Annotated in this window: 30 protein-coding genes; 23 read left to right on the forward strand and 7 right to left on the reverse strand. The window is 53.7% G+C overall.

Annotation, left to right across the window (positions count from 1 at the left end):
- Nucleotides 1-184: 184 nt before the first annotated feature.
- The 3 genes from JRC49_02410 (at nt 185) to JRC49_02420 (ending at nt 1,964) form a co-directional block, all read left to right on the forward strand.
- The gene (locus JRC49_02410; GenBank protein ID QTE71705.1) at nt 185-1,060 is read left to right on the forward strand and encodes an EFR1 family ferrodoxin; all 876 of its coding nucleotides are present in this window, start codon (nt 185-187) and stop codon (nt 1,058-1,060) included.
- Nucleotides 1,030-1,611, forward strand: coding sequence for a TetR/AcrR family transcriptional regulator (locus JRC49_02415; protein QTE71706.1), 582 nt, complete (start codon nt 1,030-1,032; stop codon nt 1,609-1,611). The genes JRC49_02410 and JRC49_02415 overlap by 31 nt, the downstream gene beginning before the upstream one ends.
- Nucleotides 1,612-1,697: 86 nt before the next feature.
- Nucleotides 1,698-1,964 carry a hypothetical protein gene (locus JRC49_02420; protein ID QTE71707.1) on the forward strand — a complete coding sequence of 89 codons (267 nt, stop codon included), beginning with the start codon at nt 1,698-1,700 and terminating at the stop codon, nt 1,962-1,964.
- Nucleotides 1,965-2,033: 69 nt separating this feature from the next.
- On the opposite strand, the gene JRC49_02425 is transcribed toward JRC49_02420, so the two are convergent.
- Together JRC49_02425 and JRC49_02430 are read right to left on the reverse strand one after the other, a co-directional pair.
- On the reverse strand, nt 2,034-3,293 hold the full coding sequence (locus JRC49_02425) for a hypothetical protein (protein ID QTE71708.1): 1,260 nt from the start codon (nt 3,291-3,293) through the stop codon (nt 2,034-2,036).
- On the reverse strand, nt 3,283-3,786 hold the full coding sequence (locus tag JRC49_02430; protein QTE72770.1) for a sigma-70 family RNA polymerase sigma factor: 504 nt from the start codon (nt 3,784-3,786) through the stop codon (nt 3,283-3,285). Before JRC49_02430 ends, JRC49_02425 begins: the two co-directional genes overlap by 11 nt.
- A gap of 228 nt (nt 3,787-4,014) precedes the next feature.
- Here JRC49_02430 and JRC49_02435 point away from each other — a divergent pair, with 228 nt between their 5' ends.
- From JRC49_02435 to JRC49_02460, 6 genes are all read left to right on the forward strand, one after another.
- Nucleotides 4,015-5,163 carry a beta-lactamase family protein gene (locus JRC49_02435; protein QTE71709.1) on the forward strand — a complete coding sequence of 383 codons (1,149 nt, stop codon included), beginning with the start codon at nt 4,015-4,017 and terminating at the stop codon, nt 5,161-5,163.
- Between the two features lie 38 nt (nt 5,164-5,201).
- The gene (locus JRC49_02440; GenBank protein QTE71710.1) at nt 5,202-5,717 is read left to right on the forward strand and encodes an AAA family ATPase; all 516 of its coding nucleotides are present in this window, start codon (nt 5,202-5,204) and stop codon (nt 5,715-5,717) included.
- Between the two features lie 173 nt (nt 5,718-5,890).
- A complete protein-coding gene (locus tag JRC49_02445) occupies nt 5,891-6,553 on the forward strand; it encodes a peptidoglycan-binding protein (protein ID QTE71711.1) in 663 nt (220 codons plus the stop codon).
- A 142-nt stretch (nt 6,554-6,695) separates the two neighbouring features.
- Nucleotides 6,696-7,061 (forward strand): GntR family transcriptional regulator, encoded by a 366-nt coding sequence (locus JRC49_02450; GenBank protein QTE71712.1) that lies wholly within the window; start codon nt 6,696-6,698, stop codon nt 7,059-7,061.
- On the forward strand, nt 7,054-7,758 hold the full coding sequence (locus JRC49_02455; protein ID QTE71713.1) for an ABC transporter ATP-binding protein: 705 nt from the start codon (nt 7,054-7,056) through the stop codon (nt 7,756-7,758). Before JRC49_02450 ends, JRC49_02455 begins: the two co-directional genes overlap by 8 nt.
- Nucleotides 7,758-8,480 (forward strand): hypothetical protein, encoded by a 723-nt coding sequence (locus tag JRC49_02460; protein ID QTE71714.1) that lies wholly within the window; start codon nt 7,758-7,760, stop codon nt 8,478-8,480. The genes JRC49_02455 and JRC49_02460 overlap by 1 nt, the downstream gene beginning before the upstream one ends.
- 57 nt (nt 8,481-8,537) lie before the next feature.
- Here the strand turns inward: JRC49_02460 and JRC49_02465 are convergent, their stop codons facing one another.
- Together JRC49_02465 and JRC49_02470 are read right to left on the reverse strand one after the other, a co-directional pair.
- A complete protein-coding gene (locus JRC49_02465) occupies nt 8,538-9,368 on the reverse strand; it encodes a GNAT family N-acetyltransferase (GenBank protein ID QTE71715.1) in 831 nt (276 codons plus the stop codon).
- 18 nt (nt 9,369-9,386) lie between these two features.
- A complete protein-coding gene (locus JRC49_02470; protein QTE71716.1) occupies nt 9,387-10,211 on the reverse strand; it encodes a hypothetical protein in 825 nt (274 codons plus the stop codon).
- A 166-nt stretch (nt 10,212-10,377) separates the two neighbouring features.
- Here JRC49_02470 and JRC49_02475 point away from each other — a divergent pair, with 166 nt between their 5' ends.
- From JRC49_02475 to JRC49_02490, 4 genes are read left to right on the forward strand one after another with little or no spacing between them, the layout of a single operon-like run.
- Nucleotides 10,378-11,262 carry an EamA family transporter gene (locus tag JRC49_02475; protein ID QTE71717.1) on the forward strand — a complete coding sequence of 295 codons (885 nt, stop codon included), beginning with the start codon at nt 10,378-10,380 and terminating at the stop codon, nt 11,260-11,262.
- Nucleotides 11,259-12,371, forward strand: a complete 1,113-nt coding sequence (locus JRC49_02480) for a hypothetical protein (GenBank protein ID QTE71718.1) — start codon at nt 11,259-11,261, stop codon at nt 12,369-12,371. The genes JRC49_02475 and JRC49_02480 overlap by 4 nt, the downstream gene beginning before the upstream one ends.
- 37 nt (nt 12,372-12,408) lie before the next feature.
- A complete protein-coding gene (locus JRC49_02485) occupies nt 12,409-13,167 on the forward strand; it encodes a TSUP family transporter (protein ID QTE71719.1) in 759 nt (252 codons plus the stop codon).
- Nucleotides 13,168-13,182: 15 nt separating this feature from the next.
- The gene (locus JRC49_02490; protein QTE71720.1) at nt 13,183-13,830 is read left to right on the forward strand and encodes a helix-turn-helix domain-containing protein; all 648 of its coding nucleotides are present in this window, start codon (nt 13,183-13,185) and stop codon (nt 13,828-13,830) included.
- Here JRC49_02490 and JRC49_02495 read toward each other — a convergent pair.
- On the reverse strand, nt 13,794-14,183 hold the full coding sequence (locus JRC49_02495) for a cupin domain-containing protein (GenBank protein ID QTE71721.1): 390 nt from the start codon (nt 14,181-14,183) through the stop codon (nt 13,794-13,796). The two genes, JRC49_02490 and JRC49_02495, sit on opposite strands and share 37 nt — an antisense overlap.
- A gap of 230 nt (nt 14,184-14,413) precedes the next feature.
- Here JRC49_02495 and JRC49_02500 point away from each other — a divergent pair, with 230 nt between their 5' ends.
- Nucleotides 14,414-15,088, forward strand: a complete 675-nt coding sequence (locus tag JRC49_02500) for a hypothetical protein (GenBank protein QTE71722.1) — start codon at nt 14,414-14,416, stop codon at nt 15,086-15,088.
- A 33-nt stretch (nt 15,089-15,121) separates the two neighbouring features.
- A complete protein-coding gene (locus tag JRC49_02505) occupies nt 15,122-15,889 on the forward strand; it encodes a carbon-nitrogen hydrolase family protein (protein ID QTE71723.1) in 768 nt (255 codons plus the stop codon).
- 28 nt (nt 15,890-15,917) lie between these two features.
- Here JRC49_02505 and JRC49_02510 read toward each other — a convergent pair whose 3' ends face one another.
- A complete protein-coding gene (locus JRC49_02510; protein QTE71724.1) occupies nt 15,918-16,670 on the reverse strand; it encodes a nucleoside phosphorylase in 753 nt (250 codons plus the stop codon).
- A gap of 267 nt (nt 16,671-16,937) precedes the next feature.
- Here JRC49_02510 and JRC49_02515 point away from each other — a divergent pair, with 267 nt between their 5' ends.
- On the forward strand, nt 16,938-18,128 hold the full coding sequence (locus JRC49_02515; GenBank protein QTE71725.1) for a peptidoglycan-binding protein: 1,191 nt from the start codon (nt 16,938-16,940) through the stop codon (nt 18,126-18,128).
- 55 nt (nt 18,129-18,183) lie between these two features.
- Here JRC49_02515 and JRC49_02520 read toward each other — a convergent pair whose 3' ends face one another.
- Complete coding sequence (locus tag JRC49_02520; GenBank protein QTE71726.1) at nt 18,184-18,996, reverse strand: hypothetical protein; 813 nt, start codon at nt 18,994-18,996, stop codon at nt 18,184-18,186.
- A 197-nt stretch (nt 18,997-19,193) separates the two neighbouring features.
- On the opposite strand from JRC49_02520, the gene JRC49_02525 reads away from it, so the two are divergent.
- The 7 genes from JRC49_02525 (at nt 19,194) to JRC49_02555 (ending at nt 23,897) form a co-directional block, all read left to right on the forward strand.
- A complete protein-coding gene (locus JRC49_02525) occupies nt 19,194-19,865 on the forward strand; it encodes a GNAT family N-acetyltransferase (protein ID QTE71727.1) in 672 nt (223 codons plus the stop codon).
- Between the two features lie 57 nt (nt 19,866-19,922).
- Nucleotides 19,923-20,393, forward strand: a complete 471-nt coding sequence (locus JRC49_02530; protein QTE71728.1) for a GNAT family N-acetyltransferase — start codon at nt 19,923-19,925, stop codon at nt 20,391-20,393.
- A 4-nt stretch (nt 20,394-20,397) separates the two neighbouring features.
- Nucleotides 20,398-20,901: a methylated-DNA--[protein]-cysteine S-methyltransferase gene (locus JRC49_02535; GenBank protein ID QTE71729.1), complete on the forward strand. Its 504-nt coding sequence runs from the start codon at nt 20,398-20,400 to the stop codon at nt 20,899-20,901.
- A 21-nt stretch (nt 20,902-20,922) separates the two neighbouring features.
- Nucleotides 20,923-21,393, forward strand: a complete 471-nt coding sequence (locus JRC49_02540; protein ID QTE71730.1) for a GNAT family N-acetyltransferase — start codon at nt 20,923-20,925, stop codon at nt 21,391-21,393.
- Between the two features lie 28 nt (nt 21,394-21,421).
- Nucleotides 21,422-21,874 (forward strand): GNAT family N-acetyltransferase, encoded by a 453-nt coding sequence (locus tag JRC49_02545; protein ID QTE71731.1) that lies wholly within the window; start codon nt 21,422-21,424, stop codon nt 21,872-21,874.
- Nucleotides 21,875-21,888: 14 nt separating this feature from the next.
- Nucleotides 21,889-22,356, forward strand: coding sequence for a VanZ family protein (locus JRC49_02550; GenBank protein QTE71732.1), 468 nt, complete (start codon nt 21,889-21,891; stop codon nt 22,354-22,356).
- A 125-nt stretch (nt 22,357-22,481) separates the two neighbouring features.
- On the forward strand, nt 22,482-23,897 hold the full coding sequence (locus JRC49_02555; protein QTE71733.1) for a family 43 glycosylhydrolase: 1,416 nt from the start codon (nt 22,482-22,484) through the stop codon (nt 23,895-23,897).
- The last annotated feature ends 205 nt before the right edge of the window (nt 23,898-24,102 follow it).

A 24,102-nucleotide genomic window follows, 5' to 3' on the forward strand; every position in this document is an offset into this window, starting at 1 on the left:
CCGATATCATCAGAATTATATTACATCAGGAACCCGGCTTCAAGAATATACTATTCTCCTTGCTGCTCATTACGGATCTATCTTTTCAACTTTATAGAACGTTATTCTATTTTCTCTTGACACCTGGGATCTCCCTCTGTTATGATTTTGTAGAACGATATTCTATATTGAAGGGGGACAATCCATGAAAGGAAGAATTTACTACTTTACAGGAACAGGAAACAGTATGCGGGCAGCGCGGGTGATCGCACAGCAGCTGAAGGATACGGAAATCATATCCATGAGAGTCAATCCGGAAGAAGTACCGGCAACAGACTGTGACGTCATTGGCTTTATATTTCCTGTGTATCACTGGTCCATGCCTGCGCCGGCAGCCGCTTTTGTGGAAAAACTGTCCGTCAATCCGAACGCCTATATATTTGCAGTCGCTATGCCCAGTTTTATTTGTGGAATAGCCTGTGAGAGACTTGCCGGAATTCTTTCTGCCAGGGGAATAGCCCTGGACTACGGCAATAAGGTACACAATGTGGCCAACTATGCCATTGTGTATCCACCCTTCCCTTCCGCAAAACTGATGGTACCGCAGGCTGAACGGAAACTTCGGAAAATTGCAGAGGATATTGTCCGGCGAAGAAAACGGGATTATCCCCGTGCAGGCGCATTTATCCGGCGGAAAAGGGAGCGTGTCATGACTCCGTATCTGGAATTGCAGAAGTATGCGGACAACCCATTTACAATCAGCGCTGACTGTATTTCATGCGGTCTGTGCAGCAGGGTCTGCCCTTGCGGGAATATTATCCTGGAAAACGGAAAACCTGCCTTTCAGCATCACTGCGCCAACTGTATGGCATGCGTTGTCAGTTGTCCGAAACGTGCAATCGGGTATAATATAACAGAAGGTGACCGGAAGCTCCTGAACGCGGCGGATTCGAAAGCGCTGCTTGTCAGATTCATGGGGCTCCCGGAAAAGCGTAAACTGTACCGGAATCCGTATATTTCGGCCAATGATCTTGCAAAGGACAGGGAATTATGGCAAAAAGAGGCGAAACAAGGGACGTAATCATCCAGGCCGCCGCTAAGGTTTTTTTCGAAAATGGTTTTGAAAAAACTTCCGTCAAAATGATTCTGGAGGAAGCCCATGTTGTCACGGGGAGCTTCTATCATTTCTTTGCGTCAAAAGAAGCGCTTTTTGAAGCAGTGGCGGAAAGTTTCATGGAAGCATATACCAGACGGGTCAGCGCTATTCTGGATGACGATACGCTGAATATGGATCAGATCATTGACTGTTTCCTGAACGAGCTTGGCCGGACCGCTGATACCTACACCCGCATGTTTCAGGGAAACAAACTCCATTGGACCGTACGTTCCGCCCTGCATGACAGAACCCTGGAAGCAATGATCCCCCCGCTGGCCCGTGCATTTACCAGGCTGAAGGAAAGCGGAGCAATCGGAAATACCCTGGATGTGGATGACATGACGCTCGCGAGGATTCTTATTAAAGGCTCCGAGGCCATTATCTGGAGTAAAACACAGCCGGATCCTGTATATCTCAAGTCTGAAAAAGTCCGTAACGCATTAACTGAATACTGGAAAAGAATCATCAGCTTCTGAAAAACTTCTTGAGTTTTACTGCCGTCCTCCTGCGCGGATACGTATAACCGTTCGGAAAAGAACATGCTCCCGAGGAGGATTGAACCATGAGTCTCACAGTGAGAGAAAACCCGACAGGAACCGAAACCAAACCCGACGCCATCCGGAACAAATCCAGCCGGATCAGGATCATCGCCATGACGGTGATGGACGTCCTGTTCAGCTGGCTGGCCTGCGGGGTAACCTATGCGGCCATCCGGCCGGGTCTCGCTTTCCACAGGGCGCTCGTCAGCCCTGTCGCCCTGCTCCTGATGATTCCTGAATCCGTTGCCTGGTTTTATCTCATCCGCACCATCCGGAACGGCTCCCGGTAAGGAGAAAAAACAGGCAGATATAAGAACGGAGAACCGGTTTATTCCGGTTCTCCGTTTCATTTATTCTGCTTATCTGACCTTCACAGGGAAATACAGTTCCTCACCGTTTTCCAGTGTACAGGTCAGGGCTATGGTATCCGGCAGTTCCTCAAATTGAAGGAACTTCCACCGGTATTGCCAGATCAGTTCCCCTTCATACTCATCAGAAGCATATCTTTCTCTCCCGTCCGGAAAGAAGCTGCTCCCGGTCAGCCGGTTGCCTTCTCCGTCCGCCAGGCGGCAGACGCCCTTGGGCACGCACTGGTCATTTTTCGGTTTCACCCGCAGTGTCAGTTCCAGTCCAAGGGGAGAAAACTGGGCTTTTTCAAATACCGCGGTGCAGTATTCGTTTTCATAGCTTTCCTGTGGCTGCAGATGAACCGTTCCTTCCACCAGCTCTGTCTTTGGGGCGTCAAAACTGATCTCCATGGGCTCCTCCGTCATACCGCCCATGCCATTCTCCTCCGGAGAGCCTGAAACCGCAATGGACCAGCCTTCAGGGCAGATACTCAGGTCTTCCTCAGGACAGAAATGCCCTTCCGGATAGAGGATTTGATCCCATTGATAACCCGGTATCGCATAGTAACCTTCTGCTGCTTTCTGTTCCAGTTCTTCGCGGAAAGATCCGTCGATATCAATTAGCGTCACGGGACGGATGGGGCGATATGTCCTCACCCTCATCTCCACATGGACGCTCTCTTTTCTGCCAGCATGAATAAGAGAAAGATCGACGATTTCTCCACATTTTGCAATCCCGTCAGGATACTCCTCATTCGGCAGCCATTGGTCCTCAAAGCCGCTGCTCACCACATCAAGCGATCCATCCTCGCTGCCGCTTCTGGCCGGAACACAGACTATGCCCGGCTCGCAAGGTTCTCCGTTGACGGTAAGCTTCTCTACCCAGCACCACATCGGTACTTCCGGATGCTTGTTTTCCAGGGTCATATCAAAAGCAAGCGTTTCCCCGTCATAGACTACGGACTCTACCTTCAGCCGGGCGTTTTCCGTTTCCGACTCCTGCTGTACCGTGTTCATAATATACGGAGCGGGTTTATCTTCCCATTCATTCAGGAAATCCAGCACATTCCATCCGCTGACAGCCGCGATTCCCGCGCTCATCAACAGGACAATCACCAGCATAATCAGCACTGTGCCCAGGGTAATCCTCTTCTTCACCGGCATACCATCCTCGTTCTTCGCACGGGAAAGCACTTTCCCCAACAGCCAGGGATCTTCCCGGATATCGGAAAGAGCATCGTCAATGCAGTTCTTCAGCTTTTCATTCTTCATCGATGCCGCCCCCTTTCAGCTCTGTTTTCAGTTTTTCCCGTGCCCGTTTCAGCCGGCCCGTCACTGCCGGCTGTGTAATATTCAGCACCTCCGCGATCTCCTGCATGTTCAGTCCCCGGTAGTAGTACAGTAGGATCACCTCCCGCAGCTTCCGCGGCAGGTTCATCACAGCCGCTGCCACTTCCCGGTGGTACGGATCAGCCTCTTCCCGGGCCGGAAGCTCCTCTGGCATGACCCGGCGGTCCATATGGCGGAACCAGCCTGTCCGGAGCATATCCTTGCAGGTATTGATCGCGATCCGGGTCAGGTAAGTCCTTTCATTGGCTTCCCCGCGGAAATCCTGCAGGAATCGGTAAGCCTTCAGGAAGGTTTCCTGTACGGCGTCCTCCGCCAGGCTTCTGTCGTGAAGGTAAAGATAGCAAAGCCGTTTCAGGGAAACTTCGTTTTCCCGGATCAGCCGTTCCAGCGTTTCTTCCGGACTGCTGCCGGGCATCCTGGCAGATTCCATTTCCGGCTTCACCTCCTTCACCTGTTTAGACGGATCATTGATCCGGAAATATAACATAATGAAAAACTTTTCTTTCCTCTCATGAAACGCCGGACCCCGGCTTCTGCTTCCCCCACAGGCGACAGATCTTTTCCCTGTGCAGGGACGCAAAAGAATGATATAATCCGACTATCTCATTCCGAATAATAATTCACCCCCGAAGGAGGTATATCCATGAACCAACTGATTCAGAACACGCTCAGCCGCTTCGTGGACTCCGGCGAGATTGCCGGCTGCTCCGCGCGGATCCTGCGGAATGACGAAGTCCTCTTTGAAGGAAGCTTCGGATACGCGGATATTGAAAGCAAAACAATGATGTCTGACAATACCATCTTTCCCATTGCCTCCATGTCCAAGGTCATCACCGTGGCCGGCATCATGCAGCTCTATGAACAGGGCCTGTTCAAGCTTTGGGATCCCGTAAGCAAATACCTGCCGGGATTCAAAAACCCGAAGATCGCGAAGGAAAAGCCGGACGGTTCCTATGAAATCGTGGATGCCAAAGGCGAAGTGACCCTGCGGCAGCTCTTCACCATGACCAGCGGCGTCCCCTATGGCTGGGGAGACACCGCCGCGGGCCGGATCCGCAGCAAAAAGGAAAACGAATGGCTGTCCAGCGGCCTTCCCTTCCCGGGTTCTGTGGAATATGCCAACCTCGTCGGCCAGCTTCCCCTCGCCTTTGAGCCGGGAGAAAGATGGATGTACGGCTTTTCCATTGATATCCTGGGCGTTGTCCTGGAAGTGCTGACCGGCAAATCCCTGGGTGAATACCTGAAGGAAAACATCTTTGATCCCCTGGGCATGACCGACACCGGCTTCTTTGTCCCGGCCGAAAAGCGCGACCGGATTGCCACCCTGTACCATATTACTGAGGGCATGAAGCCGGATGACCGGGATTATCCCGTCTCCAAGCCGGATTTTGAAAGCGGCGGAGGCGGCCTGTTCTCCACGGTAAAGGATTATTCCCGGTTTGCCCAGATGCTGCTCCACGGCGGCACGCTGGACGGCGTCCGGATTCTCGGCCGGAAGACAATTGACCTGATCTCCACAGATCACCTGACTCCGGAACAGCGGAAGGGCGACAGCTGGGAAACCCAGCGGGGCTACGGCTACGGCCTGGGTGTGCGCGTCATGACCAATCCCGAGCTGGCGGACATCAACGGTTCCGTCGGCGAATGGGGCTGGGACGGCGCCTTCGGCAACTGGTTCTGCGTGGATCCGAAGGAAAACCTCACCTGCGTCTACCTGACCACCAACCTTCCGGGTGAACACTATCGCTTCATCCCGAAGCTGATGGCCTCCATGTACGCTTCGCTGGACTGATTCTCCTCACAGATTACAGAAACAGAGGAACAACTTATATGGGAATCCTGATCTGCGGCCTCAACGGCTGCGGCAAAAGCACCCTGGGCAGGCTGCTGGCGGAGCGCCTGGGATACCGTTTCATTGACAACGAGGACTTATACTTTCCAAAGGATGATCCATCCTATCTCTATTCAGCACCCAGGAGCACGGAGGAAGTCATCCGGCACCTGGAGGATCTGATCGAAAAGGACCGCCGGTTTGTGTTTGCCGCGGTCAAAGGAGATTACGGAGACAAGCTGCCCGCCTTCCTGGATCATATCGTGCTGATTGAGGTACCCAGGGAAATCCTGAGCCTCCGGGTACGGGATCGTTCATACCGGAAGTTCGGGAACCGGGTGCTTCCCGGCGGCGATCTGTATGAAAAGGAACAGCGCTGGTACGCCCTGACCGACAGCCGCCCGGATGATTATGTGACGCAGTGGCTGGATACCGTTTCCTGCCCCGTTACCCGCATAGACGGCACCCTGCCCGTTGAGGAAAACCTCAGCAGACTCCTGTCCATTTTAACCTGAAACCAGTACAAAGCATTGGACGATGCGCCTTCGGACGCATCGTTTATTTATGTAATATTTGTAATATTTTTCTTTTGCGTGTAATTATTTTGTAATATTCTGTTTACATTTTGGAAATAATGTGATATCCTCTCATTGTAAAAAACTGCCAATTCTGAAGGAGGGAACGCAGAATGATGAAAAAACAGCTTATCAGCCTGTTTCTGATTTTTGTGCTTCTGCTTTCTGTCTGTACCGTTTCCTACGCTGTGAAACCCGCCACCCTTTCCCTCAACTCCACAGGTGACAATGTGAAGTCCCTGCAGAAATCCCTGATTTCCCTGGGATACCTGAAAGGAAAGGCGGACGGTGTATTCGGATCCAAAACAGAGGAAGCCGTCAAAAAGTTCCAGAAAGCAAACGACCTGACCGTGGACGGCCTCGCCGGCGCGGATACGCAGGGCGCACTCAAAGCAGTGCTGAAAAAGAAGAACAATGCTTCCACCTCAAAACAGGTCACTCCGAAAACCACTGAGAAGTTTCCGACTGTGCTGAAATCGATCCTGCCGGAGATTGCAGCCGGCGCACGGGATCCGGTGTTCGGCGGAGACTACTCCACCCTGTGCAACGGTTCTGTCGGCAACCGGGTAAAGACCGTCCAGACCATCCTGATCGCCATGGGTTACCTGGGCGGCTCCGCTGACGGCATTTACGGCACCAATACAGAAAACGCCGTCCGCAAATATCAGGAGGCTTCCGGCTTGAGTTCCACGGACGGCATTGCCGGGCCCCTGACGCTGGCCAATCTGTACCTGTACGCCACCAGTCCGGAATCCGGGCTCAGCCAATATAAGTGATCCACCTTCCTTCCATATTTTTCCCCTTTTCGCACGGGCAGCATACGTCCGTGCGATCTTTTTTTGATTAAGGTATTGACAGGCAGTGTATCATAGTGTACTATCTACATCGTACACTAAGTCACTGCAAAGGAGGATGGCTATGGACTTTGATCCCATGAGCCCCATCTGGCTGCAGGTTGTCAACCGGATCAAGGGTTCGGTCGTTACCGGTGCGATCGGCCCGGGGGAAAAACTGCCCGGCGGAAGAGACCTGGCCATGCAGTTTTCCATCAACCCGAATACAGCGGCAAGAGTTTATCAGGAGCTGGAGCGTGAAGGGCTCTGTGAAACCCGCCGCGGCATGGGAACCTATGTCACGGAAAACAGGGAAACCATCTCAACCCTCCGCACGCAGATGGCCTCGGAAGCGGCGGATCGCTTTCTCCGGGACCTGAGTGCGCTGGGAATGGATCGTGATGACGCGGTCCGGCTTCTGAATGAAAGGAAGGATACAGATCATGCTTGAGAGCAAGGAACTGACCAAGAAATACGGTGCCAAAACCGCCGTTGACTGTGTGTCTTTGTCCATGGAGCCCGGGCATATTTACGCAATGCTGGGGCCGAACGGCAGCGGCAAAACCACCTGGATGAAGATGGCGGCGGGCCTGGTAAAGCCCACTTCCGGCACAGTCCTTTTCAACGGAACACCCGTTGGAATCGAAAGCCGCAAAGACGTTGCCTATATGTCCACGGAACCTTATTTCTATGACTGGATGAACATTGAAGACGCCGGAAAATACTATCAGGATTTCTTTGAGGATTTCTCCATGGAGCGTTTCCTGCGTATGCTTCATGATATGGGCCTGAATGAAAAGGATAAAATCCGCACCCTCTCCAGCGGTATGGTGGCCAAGATGAAAATTGCCCTGACCCTGGCCAGGGATGCGAAGGTTTATATGCTGGACGAACCCTTCAACGGCATTGACCTGCTTGCCCGGGACGAAATCCGTCCTGCGATTCTCAGTGCAGCTGTCCCGGAAAAGCTGCTGCTCCTGTCCAGCCATCTGGTGGAGGAAATGGAAGCAATCGCGGACCGGGCGGTGTTCATCAGCAACGGCCATCTGGTTGAAGTCAGGGACCTGGAAGAAATGCGGGAAGTGGATGGCGTCTCCATGGCGGACCGCTACCGTGCGATCTTCGGTCACGGGGAGGTGCAGGCATAATGCTTCGGCTTTTGAAATATGAATTCAGGAAAACCCTCTTTCCGAAAATGGTTCTCCTCGCGCTGCTCGTCATTTTTGAAGGCATCTTCCTCTATGGATACTGGACCGGCAACGACTCAACCACCACCCTGGGTCTGTCCCTGTTCCTGTTCACCTTCCTCTGCGGCCTGCTGGCGATCGGCATCATCAGCCTGGTTACCCTGCACAAGGATATGAACACCCGCCAGGGCTACATGCTGTTCATGACGCCCAACAGCACCTACCGCATTCTCGGCGCCAAAGTGGCGGAAAACGGCCTTTCCATGCTGGGTATCGGTGCCGTTGGGCTGGCGCTCTGCCTCCTGGATTTCTCCCTCATCAAGCAGGAACTGAAGTTTATCACCACATTCCTGGAGAATTTCGGAATCGGTCTCACCCCTACGTTCCCTCACCTGGCCGCACTGCTCGCCTATATAATCTGCAGCATCCTGTGCAGTGTGACCACCGCCTACCTTGCGGATGTGATATCTTCTTCCCTGCTAAACGGGCAAAAAGGCAACATGGTCATCACCTTTGCCCTGTTCGCGCTGCTCAACTTCGGCATTCAGAAGATTATGGGCCTTGTGCCCTCTTCCCTGGGGATTGTTACGGTGTTCCTGCTTCAGTCTGCTATCGCGCTGGTCCTCGCCACTGTGATGTATATCATCACAGCCCGGCTGATGGACCGGTACCTGAGTGTTTAATCTCATTCTGCAGAACAGCAGAGGGTGCGCTTCATGCGCACCCTCTTTTTCATACTTTTATGCTTCCGGAATGTTCCAGAAGGCGGAAACCGTATTCCGTCCCTCCGTTTTCGTAAAACCCATGGATTCATACAGCCGGACAGCCGAAGCATTGTCCGTATTCACGTCCAGCTCCATACCGCCGGATTCGTTCATTTCAATGGCTTTTGCAAGCAGTTTCCTGCCCCATCCTTTGCCGCGGCATTCTTCCGCCACCAGTATGTCCCACACATAATTGGGGCTCTTTGGCCAGGTCACGTCTATGTATCCGACCACCCGCTGATCCTCCACGGCAACAAACACCCGGTAATAATCCGGTTCTTCAGCAATTCGCTCCCCGGTCCAGTACATATCCTTGTTATGAAGGGCAAAGTACTGCTCCTTCCTGGATTCGCTTAGCAGCTCAATTCCTTCGGTATCCACAGCCGGCGGATTTCCGGTTAGTCTCATGAACTGCTGTTCCGGATCAAGTTCCGCCCCTTTCCGTTTCAGCAGGTCTGTCAGCAGGTCATTGGCCGGGTTGAATACAAAATCCGCCTCAAATCCCGGAAAACATTCCTGCAGGTATTCTGCCATAACTTCGTATGCTTCTCCGGAGCGGGAAAAGCCGGCCAGCATTTCCATGTACCGGTCATCCTTCAGGACGCTGAAAACGAACAGCCCCTGCTGTACCCCGTCTTCCAGGATACCCAGCACCAGCTTTTCAGGATCATCCACCGCCCGGATGATTTTATTTTCATACGCTTCCGGCGTAGCAATTGTAGGATTGGCAAACCGCGGATCACTGTTGACTTCCTTAATAAAGTCGTTCCAGGATTCCAGGTTTTTGATTGTTTCTGTCTGCATCATAATTCTCTTCTTCTCTGATTATTTCTTAGCCGGCAGGATCCATGTCACCGTAGCATAACGCTGCTCCGGTACTTTTTCAAAACCAACGGATTCGAACAGGTTCACCTCCGCGGTATCTTCGTTCGCCAGCACTATCATTCCATTGGGCCGGTTCATCTCCAGTGCCTTCGCAAGGAGTTTCCGGCTCCATTCCGTTTCCCGGGCAGGATCCTTCACCTGCAGGTTATAAACCTCATTTTCACCCATCTTGCAGGTCACGTCCAGATAGCCTGCCACGGATCCGTTTTCAACGCCAATGAACACGCGGAACTTGTCCGCTTCGATTACTTTGTCCCCGGTCCAGAACACGTCCCGGGTATGCATAGTAAGGTACTGTTCATGATAGCGTTCGGAAAGCACTTCCACACCCTCGGTATCGATGGCGGGGCAGTTGCCGGAAAACACCATCCTGACCTGTACAGGATCAAACGCTGCGCCCTTCCGGATCAGCAAGTCCGTCAGCAGGCGGTTATCCGGGTTGAATACGAAATCTGCCTGATAACCGGCGTACTCCTCCTGCATATATTCAATCACTGCTTCATAAGCTTCCGCACTGCGGCAGACGTTCACCTTCATCTCAACATTCTGGTCATCCGGACTGACAATGAATACGAACAGTCCTGCCGGCTCGTCATCCTGAAACACTCCAATCACGGTCTGTCCCGGGCGGTTCACTGCCATCAGCAGGTTGCGTTCAAAGTAATAAGGTGTGCAGATACACGGGCTGGCCAACTCCGGATCGCTGTTTACTTCCCGGATAAAATCCATCCAGGGCTCCAGGTCTTTTATTATCTCTACACGCATGGAGATAACTCCGTTTCATCAGATTGTCAGAGCTGATTCTAACATATACCTTCTGCCTTGTCATGCAAAATCCACGTTACCTCTTGTCCTTTGGGGCACGGTATAGTAAACTGACGCGAACCCTTTTTTGAATGAATATCAAGGACGGAAAAGAGCGTAAGAACCGATGTGTAAACCGGATGAAGCCGGAAAGAACCGGCGGGCTGTACTGTTTGTCTTCCTGGCCTCCGTGTGCTTCAGCACAGGCGGCCTGTTCATCAAGCTTGTTCCCTGGTCCGCACTGGCCATCAACGGTGCCCGGAACCTGATCGGCGCCGCCGTCATCGGCCTTTACCTGCTGGTCACCCACCGCCGGATTGTCTTCAACCGCCGGGTGCTGATCGGCGCCCTTTCCATGATCGGCGTAACCACGCTTTTCGCCATTGCCAATAAACTGACCACAGCCGCCAACACCATTGTCCTGCAGTTCACCGCACCGGTATTCGTCATCCTGTTTATGGCCCTGCTCTACCGGCAGAAGCCCGGTCGGGTGGATCTCATCACCTGCTTCCTGGTCCTGCTTGGCGTGGTGCTGTTCTTTGTGGACGGCATCCAGGCCGGCAACCTGACCGGCAACATCGTCGCAATCCTGTCCGGCGTCTGCTATGCCGGTGTGTTCATGATGAATACCGGCAAGGACGCGGATGCCATCTCCTCCTGCTTCCTTGGCCAGCTGACCGCCGGCCTTGTGATGACACCCTTGTGCTTTGGAGAAACAGACTTCTCCCTGCCGACCCTGGCAGCCATCGTAGCCCTGGGTGTTGTACAGGTGGGAGGCGCCTACATTCTCTTCTCCATTGGCATTCAGCGCACCCCTGCCGTCACCGCCAGCCTGATCACCGGCATGGAGCCTATTATGAATCCCTTGCTTGTTGCTGCCTTCTATGGAGAGAAAGTCTCTGCCCTGGCAATCACCGGAGCCATCATCGTGGTTTGTTCCATCCTGGCCTATAATGTCTGGCTGGCCCGGCAAAAGAGCCCTGCGCCGAACGTACAGGAGGCCTGTGAATGATATACAAAGAAAAGCAGTTTTCCTGTTATCTGTATGATCAGATGGATCAGGAGAATGAGGCCCTCCATCCGGACAATCCGCGGAACTTCATGGATTCCCTGTCTCCGCTGATTTCAGCCATGGTTTCCCGGGAAGCCGGAACCGTTTTGTATGAAGATCTGGCCGGACAGTTCGGCAGTGAGTATATCGACCGTATGATCCGGTGCGGTGTCCTGCGACGGGAGGGGCAGCGTGTTTACCTGGACACACCCGTATTCCTTGAATCGGATGCTTCCGTGCTGGCGGATCACTTTGCCTCCGCCGCCGGCAAAATCACCGATCTCATCATGTCCTGCAGGCAGCCGCTTTATGAACTGGCCGGAAAGATAAACAACGGTTTTTCTCCGGAACGGAACCTGTATCACCTGCTCTGCGGCTGGAGTATGGACGGCGCCATGATCGACAGGCTCATTCAGGAAGATATCATCTCCGAGGGACGGTCCCACCCCACTGGCCTGGATTACCTGCTGATCCTCTATGAAAAAAGCCCTGCCCTGGATGCTTTTTCAGACAGGCTGCTTTGTTCCTTCAACCGGTGCGTGCAGGAAGACTGCGCCCTTGAATCCTTTGGTGACGCGGACGGCAACCGTCTGGACTGCTTCCGTTATTTCCGCCTGAAGGAGCAGGGAAAGCTGACACCCGCATTCGATTCCATCCATGAAGCCATGAAAGGTCTGTCCGCGTCGGACCTGACGCGGGCTGCCAGATCCCTGGCTTCCGGTCAGGAAGCGGATATCCGGGCAGTCCGTGCACTTGAAGCCTTTGGCTACGTACGGAACGGAAAGCCCTGTGTCCCCGTCTTCAGGCCGGAGCATGATGTTGTTTTTTATGCCATTGAGGAGCTGATCGAAAAGGTTCTGCTCAAACCTGTTGCCAATGTGTTTGAAGGCATGCGGGATCTGGGGATCACACCGTCCCTGCACAGGGTTCCCCTGAAGGAGACGGCTAATGAATGCTGGCACATCCTTTTCGGCAGCATCAATGAAGCCCTTGTGAAAAACGGATTTGTTTCCCCGCCCGAAGCCGGTGCCGGCGAAGGCCGTTATCTCCGGTGTATTGTGATCGGCTGATTATTCTGGTTTTGATTATTTTCTCAGGAGGCGTCCCGTGACCCTGACTCCCTTATCTTTTCTGATCGTCTGTCCCCTGCTGTTCCTGGCCGGGTTTGTTGATTCCATCGGTGGCGGCGGCGGACTGATCTCGCTCCCGGCCTATCTGCTGGCCGGCCTGCCTGTTCATCAGGCCATCGCGACCAACAAGCTGTCCTCCACCTGCGGCACCAGTCTGTCCACAGGGCGCTTCCTGCGTCACGGGCTCATCAACCTGAAGCTGGCCGTTCCGGCCGCCCTGGCAGCTTTCGCCGGCTCAACCCTGGGAGCGCAGCTTTCCCTGCTCGTCAGCGAGAATGTGATGAAGTATATCCTGTTTGCCGTCCTGCCTGTCGCGGCTTTCTTTGTGCTGAACCGGCATCTGTTCACAGACCGTGGCGGAGATGCGGTGGCGGACCGCCGGACCATGATCATCTGTGTTGCTGCCGCCCTCCTCATCGGCGCCTACGATGGCTTCTACGGTCCCGGAACCGGCACCTTCCTGATCATTGCCTTTACGGTTTTTGCCCGGATGTCCGTTTCCTCCGCCAACGCCCAGGCCAAGGTTATTAACCTCACCTCCAACATCACCTCCCTCGTGGTCTTCCTGCTGAACGGCCAGGTGGTATTCCTGCTCGGGCTTGCCGGGGCCCTTTGCAACATGGCCGGCAACTGGCTTGGCTCCGGCCTGGCGCTGAACAAGGGCACCAGAATCGTCCGCCCGGTTATCCTGGGTGTTCTGCTGCTCCTGTTCCTGAAGATCATCATCGGTTTCTGATCCGGAGGCCGCTATATGGAAAAGCAATCCGAAGGCATCACTTACCGGAAGGCCAATGACCGGATGGAAATCGTCCGGTACCGGAACTGGACTAAATCCTATGCGCCCCATACCCACACTTCCCATCTGACTCTTGGATACGTGGAGGAAGGAAAAATCCGGCTTATTGTCAATGACCAAAGCCGGATTTGCGAAAAAGGAGACAGCTTTCGGATTCCGCCGGACACCCTCCATGAGATCAATGCCGTGGACGGCAAGCCTTATTCCATGATGGTACTCTGTATCCTCACAGAGCCGGAGAAAACAGATATGGATCTGCAGGAAATCCGCACCGCCCTCCTGGAGCAGCCGGAAAATCTGTATCTGATTCAGGAGATGGCTAAGGACGCCCACATCAGCCCATACTATATGATTCGCCGCTTCCGGAAGGCTTTCGGCCTGACCCCGCATCAGTTTCAGATCCAGTGCCGGGTAAGGAAAGCCCAGAAGCTGCTGGAAGAAGAAAAAAGCATCTCCCGGGTGACTTATGACACAGGTTTTTCCGATCAAAGCCACCTTGACAGATGCTTTCACAAGCTGGTGGGACTGACTCCCGCCCAGTACCGGGACGCGGCCCGGGAAGAATCTCAGCAGAGTGCCGGGAAGAATTTGGCAAACAAATAAAGTCCCTGTGAGCCTGCCTGTACCTCATGGTGCACTTTTGCTGGCAGGATAGCAATCACACCCGGTGCATAGCGCTGGCTGTATCCGTCATTGACGCAGATGCCTTCTCCGGCAATCACTTCATGGGTTTCCAGCTGCGTTTCGTGGATATGATCGCCGATTTGCTTATACGGTGCGATCCGGACCAGGTGATAGCTGAATGTCCCGTCCGTATCTTTGGCAGTAATAATGTGTTTGAGTTCCACACCCTCGAACACGGGATGCGCGGACCAGGGAATCCGGTCAAAAGGAATGATCCGGTCCTCCTGGCACAGATGTCCGGCATTGAAGGCTTCAAAAGTTTCATGGTTCATAGGGTTACCTCCTTCCTGTTTTACAGGAAGAGAATACCCAAATCCAGGAGTCGGATCTTGTATAAAATTGCTCAAACCAGATCAACTGGCAGTATATATAATTATGAATTATGAATTGTGAATTGTGAATTGATATCCGTTTCCGCTTTTAATTATCTTCTAATGCAGAAGATGGAAAACAATGCTATTATCACTTCTATCATTTCACATCATCGGGAGGAAACTGCAAAATGGAAACGCAGGTCAGCAGGAAAACCGGTATCCGGTTCCTGGAATATGCATTGATCGCCTTTGCCGGTCTCGGCCTTGAAGTGCTGCTTTGGATTGTACTGGAACCCATGCTCTACGGCTGTCCGTCAAATGAATGGTCAACCTTCCAGAATATTTCCCACTGGATTCTCACCTGTATCTGCTGGGGAGCAGTCTTTTTCTTCCTTGCAAAACAGGCGAAGAAAGAATGCGGATTTGATCTGTTTGCCCCGCAGGAAAAAGTAAAGCCCTGGCGGTGGGCTGTGATTGCAGTCCTGTTTGTCCTGATGCTTGTTTACTCCTGGTATGACTGGAACGGGTCCAAAGTAGTTAAAGAATTCCGCTATAACGGCTGGCTGAAGTTTATCTTCCAGTATATCTATTATGTGTTTGAAACCGGCCTTGTGTATCTGCTCATCGCCTTTGGGCAGAAAGCCTTCGAAGCCTGGTTCCATCAGGGGAACAGGACAATGATTCCCTACGGCGGCCTGCTGGCCGGGCTGACCTGGGGGCTGGCCCATATTCTTACCAAAGGCAGCGTAACCGGCGGTCTGGCTTTGCTGCTCGTCAGCGTCTTCTACGGCCTCACCTGGCTGCTGCTCAACCGGGATATCAGGAAGGCATTTCCGGTACTGTTCCTTATGTTTGTCCTGTAATATCCGGAAGGAGCCTGAAGAAAGGAGCTTCGGATGAGAATCGGTGCTTATCAGTTTCCGGTGACCGGAAACATCACGGAAAACATGTCCCATATACTGGACGCGGTTTCCCGGGCCTCCCGGGAAGGCGTTGAGCTGCTTGTTTTCCCGGAGTGCGCTGTGACCGGCTATCCGCCCCTGGCACTTCCCTCTCCTGAGGAGATCGATGAAGAGCGGAAAAACGAGGCTCATACACAGCTTCAGAAAGCCGCCATACAGAACCGGATGCATCTCATCGCCGGTACAATCATCCGCCGGGGATCCTCCTTTTATAACGCGGCCCTGTGCTTTGCACCCGACGGCACCGTCACGGAATATGACAAACGCGCCCTCTGGGGCTGGGATCAGGAGAACTTTACCCCGGGAACCCGGGACGGTATCCTGCAGGCCGGAACGCTGAAGATCGGGATCCGGATCTGCTTTGAGGTACGTTTTCCGGAATATTTCCGGGAGCTGTACCGGGCAAAGACCGACCTGAACGTGATCCTGTTTTCTGATACTGCCGCCCAGGCGGATCCGGACCGGTATGACCTGATCCGGGCGCACATCCGGACCCGGGCGGTGGAAAATGTCTGTCCGGTTCTTGCCGTCAACAATGCAGCGTCTTTCCAGACAGCCCCTACCATGTTGTTTGATGCGTCCGGCAAAGCCCTGTGTGAACTGGAACCCGAAAAGGAAGGGCTGCTGATATACGATTTTGAAAAGAAAGAGCCCAGCTTTGGCGAGCTCGGCCGGAAAACCATATCTGACACTCTTTTATAAGAAAAAAGGAGACGATCCGTCTCCTTTTTTACAACAGCTTTTTGGCAATCTCCAGTGCCAGGTAAAAATGCTTCAGCGTATGATTGGCTTCCCGCAGGCCCTCCGCTGTATATTCTTCAGCGTCCAGCACGTCGCCGGTAATCAGGTAATTGTACAGCGAGAATCCGTGGAAACTGCATACAGCCTGTACCCCTGCCAGTTCCATATCCACCGCCAGACAGCCTTCCTGCTGCCGCAGGGCTGTCTGGTTTTTCGTCTCTCTGTACAGGGCGTCCGTCGTCCAGACACGTCCCTGCACATAAGGCTGCTTCAGTTCCTCAAACACCTGTGAAACCAGTACCGCGCCGGGGATACGGATATAATCCGAAGGCGCCGCGTAATGATAGGACATTCCCTCGTCCCGGTATGCCTCGGAAGGAACCACATACTTTCCTGCGGTCGCGTCCTTGTTCAGGTTTCCTGCGGAACCGAACATCACAAACTTCGTGGCGCCGGTCATGTGATGGCACTCGATCATATCTGTTCCGGCTCCTGCCGCGCCTACGTGGGTCAGGTAAAACCCGATCCGCCGGTCATTGACCGTCAGCAGATAGATCGGGGTAATCCCGTTGCAGGCATGAATTGCCGCCACCTGTTCGTGCGGAAAGGTCTCCAGCACATGGGAAAAGATCACATGGGAAAAGGTAATGATGCAGACGTCGCACAGATGCTGCGCCTCACCGTAAAAATCACCGGGAGAAATGATTGCCGGGCTGTCCGGATCAAAGGAATGAATAATCATCTTTCCGCTCCTCGTCCTCTGGTCTTCTTTCCGGATAATATACCACAGCGTGCCTGTTTCAGGAAGCCGAATTTACCGGTTTTCTTTTCCCGCAGTCTTCCTGTATCGGCCAGGGATGGAACAAATCCCCCTTTGGAATCGTTTATATATATGGAAACTGATTTGGCCGGTCCCCCCCTCTCCCCCGTGAATACAGCCGCAGTTTCCGATTACCCGCGCGTTTACGGAATGCGCAATGGAACCTGGATATACAGAAAGGAATGCAGCATGAAAAAGCAAACGAAATTGATCATACTGGCTGTGATTGCGGCACTGTGCCTGCTGCTGGCAGGCTGCCACAACTCAGCGGATGAAACAAATAACAACTATCAGGGTACGCCCGGGCAGTTCGCCACTGTTCCGCCGGCTCAGCCCCAGGTTATCTTCCCGGACACGACTGACGCCAGCCTGCAGCCTACGGAAACTCCCGAACCCGAACCCACGGATTATGTGGAGCCCACCTCCGGCACAGACCAGGCCTTTACCGATGACTTCAACGGCTGGATAGACCTGACTGCGGCGTCCACTCCTCAGCCTCTGGGCAGTGAAAGCACCCCTGTTCCGGATTACTTTAACACCTCCGGCCCCATCATCACCACTAACTCCACCTCAACCCCCGTACCGGCTGACGCCCCCTCTCCCACTCCCAAGAGCCTGCAGAAGGGCTTTACTGACAGCGATGCTGTGCGCGAGGTGCAGAAGCGCCTGAAGGAGCTGGGATACTACAAAGGATCCGCGGACGGAGATTTCGGTCCTGCAACGGAGAAAGCCGTTATCGCTTTCCAGAAGGATCACGGCCTGACCGCGGACGGCAAGGTCGGGGAAAAAACCCTCTCCAAGCTGAACAGTTCGAATACTTCCTCTGCCAAGGAATCTTCCTCCTCTTCTTCGAAGGAGTCGAAAGCCACCGCAGCCCCGAAAGTATCTGAGAACACCTACCTGGAGCACGGCAAATCCGGCAAGCAGGTCAAAACCATGCAGAACCGCCTGATCGAGCTGGGCTGGCTGTCCGGTTCCGCTTCCGGAACCTATGATGACGCGACCGAAGCGGCCGTCATCGCTTTCCAGAAGAAAGCCAAGCTTTGGGCGGACGGCAAGGCCGGTCCGAAGACCCTGGAAGCCCTGTACTCCTCCAGCGCGCCTTCCAGTTCCAAACCTGCCTCCGGCAGCGGTGAAACCCTGGAGCGCGGCAGCACGGGCAGCGAAGTGAAAAAGCTGCAGAACCGCCTGAAGGATCTCGGCTACCTGGACGGCAGCGTCGACGGTGATTTCGGTGAGAAAACCGAAGCGGCGGTCATTGCTTTCCAGCAAAACAACGGCCTGACCGCGGACGGCAAAGCCGGCACCGCCACCCAGAACAAGATTTACAGTGATACCGCAAAGAAAAAGTCCGCGGCTTCCGAGGACTACAGCGACTGATCCCTGAAATAAAAGAACTCAGGCTGCCCGAACCGGCAGCCTGAGTTCTTTGTATTCATTCCGGTTTCTCCGGTTTCTCTTCATCTGTCAGCACCCGGGGAATAAACCTGGGTGCAAACTTTCCTTTCCCCTTTTTCTTCACAAAACAGTATCCGATAATGGAAAACACCACCGCACCCACCATATTTACCAGCAGGTCCTTCATGGTGTCGTGGATGCCCACGTCCAGGTATCCGCCGACTCCCAGCGGCTGGACGCTCCCGTCCGAATGGATCACCGCCACGTCCGCGATGTCTTTCACCTGGATTGCAATGTTGTTCTGGGTTTCATCCAGGGTTACGGAGTTGAATTCCTGGATCACGGTATCCTTCTGCATATCCAGCACAAAGAGCCGGTCACCCGCGTATTCATAAAACTCCCACAGCACGCCGATGGTCATGGAAAAGCAGAATGCCACAATCGCCAGGAAAACCGGAGACAGCCGGAGGGAAACCCGCTCATGCCGGTTCAGCATATCCACCAGCGCAAAGCCGATAGCCGCAAAACAGAATCCGTTGATCGTATGCAGCACCGTATCCCAGTGGGGCACGCGCACATAGAACTTGTTGATTTCCCCCAGGATCGTTGCTGCGAAGATGAAGATCAGCAGGAATATCTCCAGGGTGCTCGGCAGCTCAATCCGCAGCTTTCTGGACAGGATGCTGGGAAAGAACAGCAGGAAGAAGGTAACCGCCGCGATAAAGACCGATTCATAATCCCCGCGGATGATTGAAAGCACTGCGGTCAGCGCAACCAGGATACGCAGTACCAGGAATACGATGACCGTTCCCCTGTGGCTGTACCAGACCCTTTTGCCCGATTGTTTCATACGTCCTTCCTCCGTTCTGAACCGGCCTGACGGCAGACTCCGCCAAAACCTCTCTGTTTATTAAACGACTGACTCCGTCATTTGTGACAGTTATCCCTGTTTTTGTATTGTTTTTATTCCGGTTGACGGCACACGTTTCCGTCTGCTATCATGATCGCTAAATACACGGGAAAAAGAACAGAAGCGGAGGCGGCGCCATGATTATCAAAGAGACAGAATATACCATGAAGAACGGCAGGCAGGTGCTGATCCGCAGTCCGCGGGAGGAAGATATCCAGGGCATTCTGGATTACCTGTATCAGACCGCCTGTGAAACGGAGTTCCTCCTCCGCTATCCCGAGGAATGCAGTCAGTATACTCCGGAGTCTGAAAAAGTTTATCTGGAAAGGATCAATGCTTCTGAAACAGAAGCCTTCCTGACCGCCCTGGCGGACGGGAAAGTGGTTGGTACCGCCCAGATCCGCTGGTCCACAAACCTCAAGCTGAAGCACCGTGCCAGTGTCGGAATCGCGCTGGTGAAGGATTACTGGAACCAGGGAATCGGTACCGTCATGATGCAGGAGATGATCCGTATCGCGGAAGCCAATCCGGACATCCTGCAGGTTGAACTGGACTTTATCGAGGGAAACGCCCGTGCCCGGGCCCTGTATGAGAAGATGGGCTTCCGGATTACCGGCATCAGGCCCAATGCCATCCGCCTGAAGGACGGTACCCTGCTGAATGAATACTCCATGATCCGGGAGATCCGGACAAGGGGGGAACGAACCGAGAGGTGCCCCAGTGGGGCATTCGCCAAAGGCGAAAGCGAGGTGAATGAGTCAACCGAAACGAGCAACGAGTCCGCTCCAAGGACGAGAGGCGACGATTGAGGTTGCGGATCGGTTCTTTTGTCTTGTTCATGAATCAACAAAAGGAAGGAAATCACCATGCTGAACGTCCGACGCGCTGAATCGCGGGATATCCCCGCCATCCTGGATCTGCTGGTCCAGGTGGATATGGTGCATCACAACGGTCGGCCGGATCTGTTCAAAGGCCCGGCAACCAAATACAATGCCGCTGAGCTGGAAAAGATCCTGGCGGATGAAGAAACGCCGGTTTTCGTCTGCTCAGATGAAGATGACCGGGTATTGGGGCATGGGTTCTGCATCATGCAGCATTCCGGCGGCCAGCTGCTGGTGGAGCATACCACCGTCTATATTGATGACATCTGCGTGAACGAGTCTGCCCGCGGCCGGGGTGTCGGCCGGGCGCTGTATGATCATATTCTTGCCTTTTCCCGGGAAAAAGGCGCCTATAACGTAACCCTGAACGTCTGGAGCTGCAATCCCGGTGCCATGGCGTTCTATGAAAAGCTGGGGCTTGTTCCCTATAAAGTCGGGATGGAAAAGATCCTGTAAGGCAATGGACTGCATACATCATTATGAATCCCCCTTGGGCGGCATCACCCTGGCCGGAGACGAAAACGGCCTGACCGGCCTGTGGTTTGACGGACAGGCTCATTTTGCCGCGACCCTTTCTGCGGATCATCAGCCCAAAATGCTGCCCGTTTTTACGGAAGCGGAACAATGGCTGGATCGTTATTTCAGCGGAAAGATTCCGGATTTCACGCCCGCACTGAATCTGCGGGGCACCCCTTTCCGCCGCCTTGTCTGGGAGTTCCTGCTCACCATTCCCTACGGCCGGACTGTCACTTACGGAGAAATCGCTTCCAGGCTTGCGGCACGGACAGGATGTCCTGTGTCTGCCCAGGCTGTGGGCGGTGCCGTCGGACACAACCCGGTTTCCCTGATCGTTCCCTGTCACCGGGTAATAGGAGCAGGCGGCAGCCTGACCGGATACGCCGGCGGACTCGACCGGAAAACCCGGCTGCTGCGGCTGGAGCAGCAATACTCCTGCGGCAAATAAATAACTGGAGATATAAGTATCATGTATACAATTAAAAAGCTGGACATTGAAAGCCTTGATGCCATTCTTGCCCTGGAAAAGTTGTGTTTTCCTGTACCGGATCGCTGGAAGGAAGAGGACTGGCGCAGGCTGCTGGAAAGAGATCGGGATACCTATTACGCAATGATGGACGGCGACAGGCTGATCGGCAATGTATTCATCTGCAACTGGCTGGGTGAGCACGACTATGTCAAGATCATGAATGTTTCCGTTCATCCGGATTATCGGAACCAGGGCATCGCCTGCCGGCTCCTGAACCGGGTAACCGAGGATATGACACAGCTCGGTATGTACCGTTTCTGCGGTGAAACCAGATCAACCAACACAGCTATGCAGAAGGCTTTTGAAGCCTGCGGCTATAAGCTGGACCGGATTGAGGAGCATTACTTCCAGGATCCTGATGAAAGCGCCTGGAAATATGTGCTGAGCATTCAGCCTCCGGCCGGAAACTGACACAATAACATACAGGAGTTGATCCATCATGTACACAATTAAACGTCTTGGCATTGAAAGCCTTGATTCCATCCTTTCCCTTGAGGAAAGCTGTTTCCCTGCCCCGGACCGGTGGAAGCTGGCGGACTGGAAGGAACTGCTGGAAGACGAGAGAGCCGTCTATTACGCCATGGCCGACGGGGATAAACTGATCGGCAATGTCTTCATCTATAACTGGAAGGGTGAATATGATTACGTCAAAATCATGAACGTCTCTGTTCATCCGGACTACCGGAACCAGGGCGTCGCTTCCCGGTTGCTGAACCGGGTCACTGAGGATATGAAAAACGACGGCATGTACCTCTTCCGCGGAGAAACCCGTTCCACTAACACTGCCATGCAGAAGGCCTTTGAGTCCTGCGGCTATAAGCTGGACCGGGTGGAGGAAGGATATTTCCACGATCCGGAGGAACCCGCCTGGAAATACCTTCTGAGCCTTTGACAAAGGAGTTCTCAATGAATACCATTCTTGATTTTGTCTATAACCATAACGGCCTCATCGTACTCCTCTGGATGCTGCTGACCGCCGTACTGCTGTTCAGGCGGCTGGACGCCGCGAACCGGATCCTGCAGGGGTTCACCCTGGTTCTCTGGCTGGCGGCAACAGCCTTCCTCACCTTTTTCGAGCGATCGCCCGTCATGGATGTGCGTTATAATCTCATTCCTTTTCAGGAAGACAGTATCTATAACGTCAAAAGCAACGTCCTTCTCTTTATACCGCTCGTTCCCGCGCTGTGTGCCCTTTTTAGCAGGCTGAAGGTTCGTACCGCCTTGATTGCCGGCATCCTGGCTTCCCTGGCTGTCGAACTGGTTCAGCTCGTCAGCCATCGCGGGATCTGCGATATCGACGATCTTTTGGAGAACAGCCTGGGCGTCCTCATCGGCGCCGCGTTTCTTCTTCTCATCCGGAAGCTGCGTAAATAATCTTTGGAGGCAGGACCCCCTGCCTCCTTTTTTTGTCCCCTTGAAACCCTTGATTTGTCTGATGATTTTCCCTTTTCCCTGATATATAATAATCAGCAGGAAATGGATACAGGAGGGCGTCAGATATGCAGGCTTTCAATCCCTATCTTCCCGGATGGGAATATATCCCCGACGGCGAACCCCACGTGTTCAACGGACGGGTTTATGTTTACGGTTCCCACGACCGGTTTAACGGTCACGTTTTCTGTCTGAATGACTACGTCTGCTGGTCCGCCCCGGTGGATAACCTGGCAGACTGGCGGTATGAAGGCGTCATCTATAAAAAGACGGATGACCCGGACAACCGGGAAGGCAAAGCCTGCCTTTACGCCCCGGATGTCACCCAGGGACCTGACGGCCGCTATTACCTCTATTATGTGCTGGATAAGCAGAGCCGTGTCGCCGTCGCAGTCTGCGACACGCCCGCCGGCAAGTATGAGTTCTACGGCCATGTTCATGATCAGGAAGGCGGCCTGCTGGGCAACCGGCCCGGGGATGAACCCCAGTTCGATCCCGGCGTTATTACAGAAGGCAGCACAACCTGGCTGTACACCGGTTTCTGTTCTCCCATGGATGCTTCACGCCACGGCCCAATGTGCACAAAGCTGGCGGCGGACATGCTGACCATTGAGCAGGAGCCCGTCTTCATTATGCCCAGCCGTCCTTACAGCGCCGGTTCCGGTTATGAAGGCCATGAGTTCTTCGAAGCCTCCTCCATCCGGAAATTCGGAGACCTGTATTACTTTGTCTATTCTTCCATCGTCATGCATGAACTGGCCTATGCTGTCAGCAGGTATCCGGATCATGGTTTTGAGTACAGGGGCGTCATCGTCAGCAACAACGATATCGGCATCAGCAGCTATAAACCCGCCGGTAAGCCTATGTACTACGGCGGCAACAATCACGGCGGTCTGGTGCAGATGAATGGAAAAACCTATATCTTCTATCACCGCCAGACCAACGGTACCACCTACAGCCGCCAGGGTATGGCAGAAGAAGTGACCCTCCTGCCGGACGGCACCATCGCCCAGGTGGAGATGACCTCCTGCGGCCTGAACGGCGGCCCGCTGGAAGGCCGGGGCACCTATCCGGCCTATATTGCCTGTAACCTGTTCACGGATAAGGAAGCTGTCTATACCGGCGGCTACGGCGGCGGAGTCTGGTCGGACGGCTGTTTCCCCCGCATCACCCAGGACGGCAAAGACGGCGACGAAGAACAGGCCTATATCATGAATATGCTTAACAGCGCCACCTGCGGCTTCAAATACTTTGACTGCAAGGGCATAAAGTCCGTCACTATCGAGGTCCGTGGCTACTGCTCCGGCGCCTTCGAAGTGAAGACCTCCTGGGACGGTCCCGCTCTGGCTACGATCCCGGTGGAATTTACCAACGTCTGGACCGAATACACCGCCGATGTCGCTATCCCCGACGGCGTCCACGCCCTTTACTTCACCTATACCGGTCCTGGTTCCGCAGCCCTTCGTAGTTTCACGCTTCAATAATGCAGATGGCTGCGGAAACTCTTCACTTTTCGCTCATCACTCTTCACTGCCGCGCAGCGGCAACTCTACACTCTTCACTCTACACTCATCACTTCACTGCCGAAAGCCTCGCTTTCGGCAGTTTCTTCACTCTTCACTCATCACTACATATACTTGAGCAATTATGCTTTAGAATGCTATAATAATTTTTGACTCAAATAGCATG

The organism is Clostridiales bacterium FE2011, assembly GCA_017569305.1.
Lineage (GTDB): Bacteria > Bacillota > Clostridia > Christensenellales > Aristaeellaceae > Aristaeella.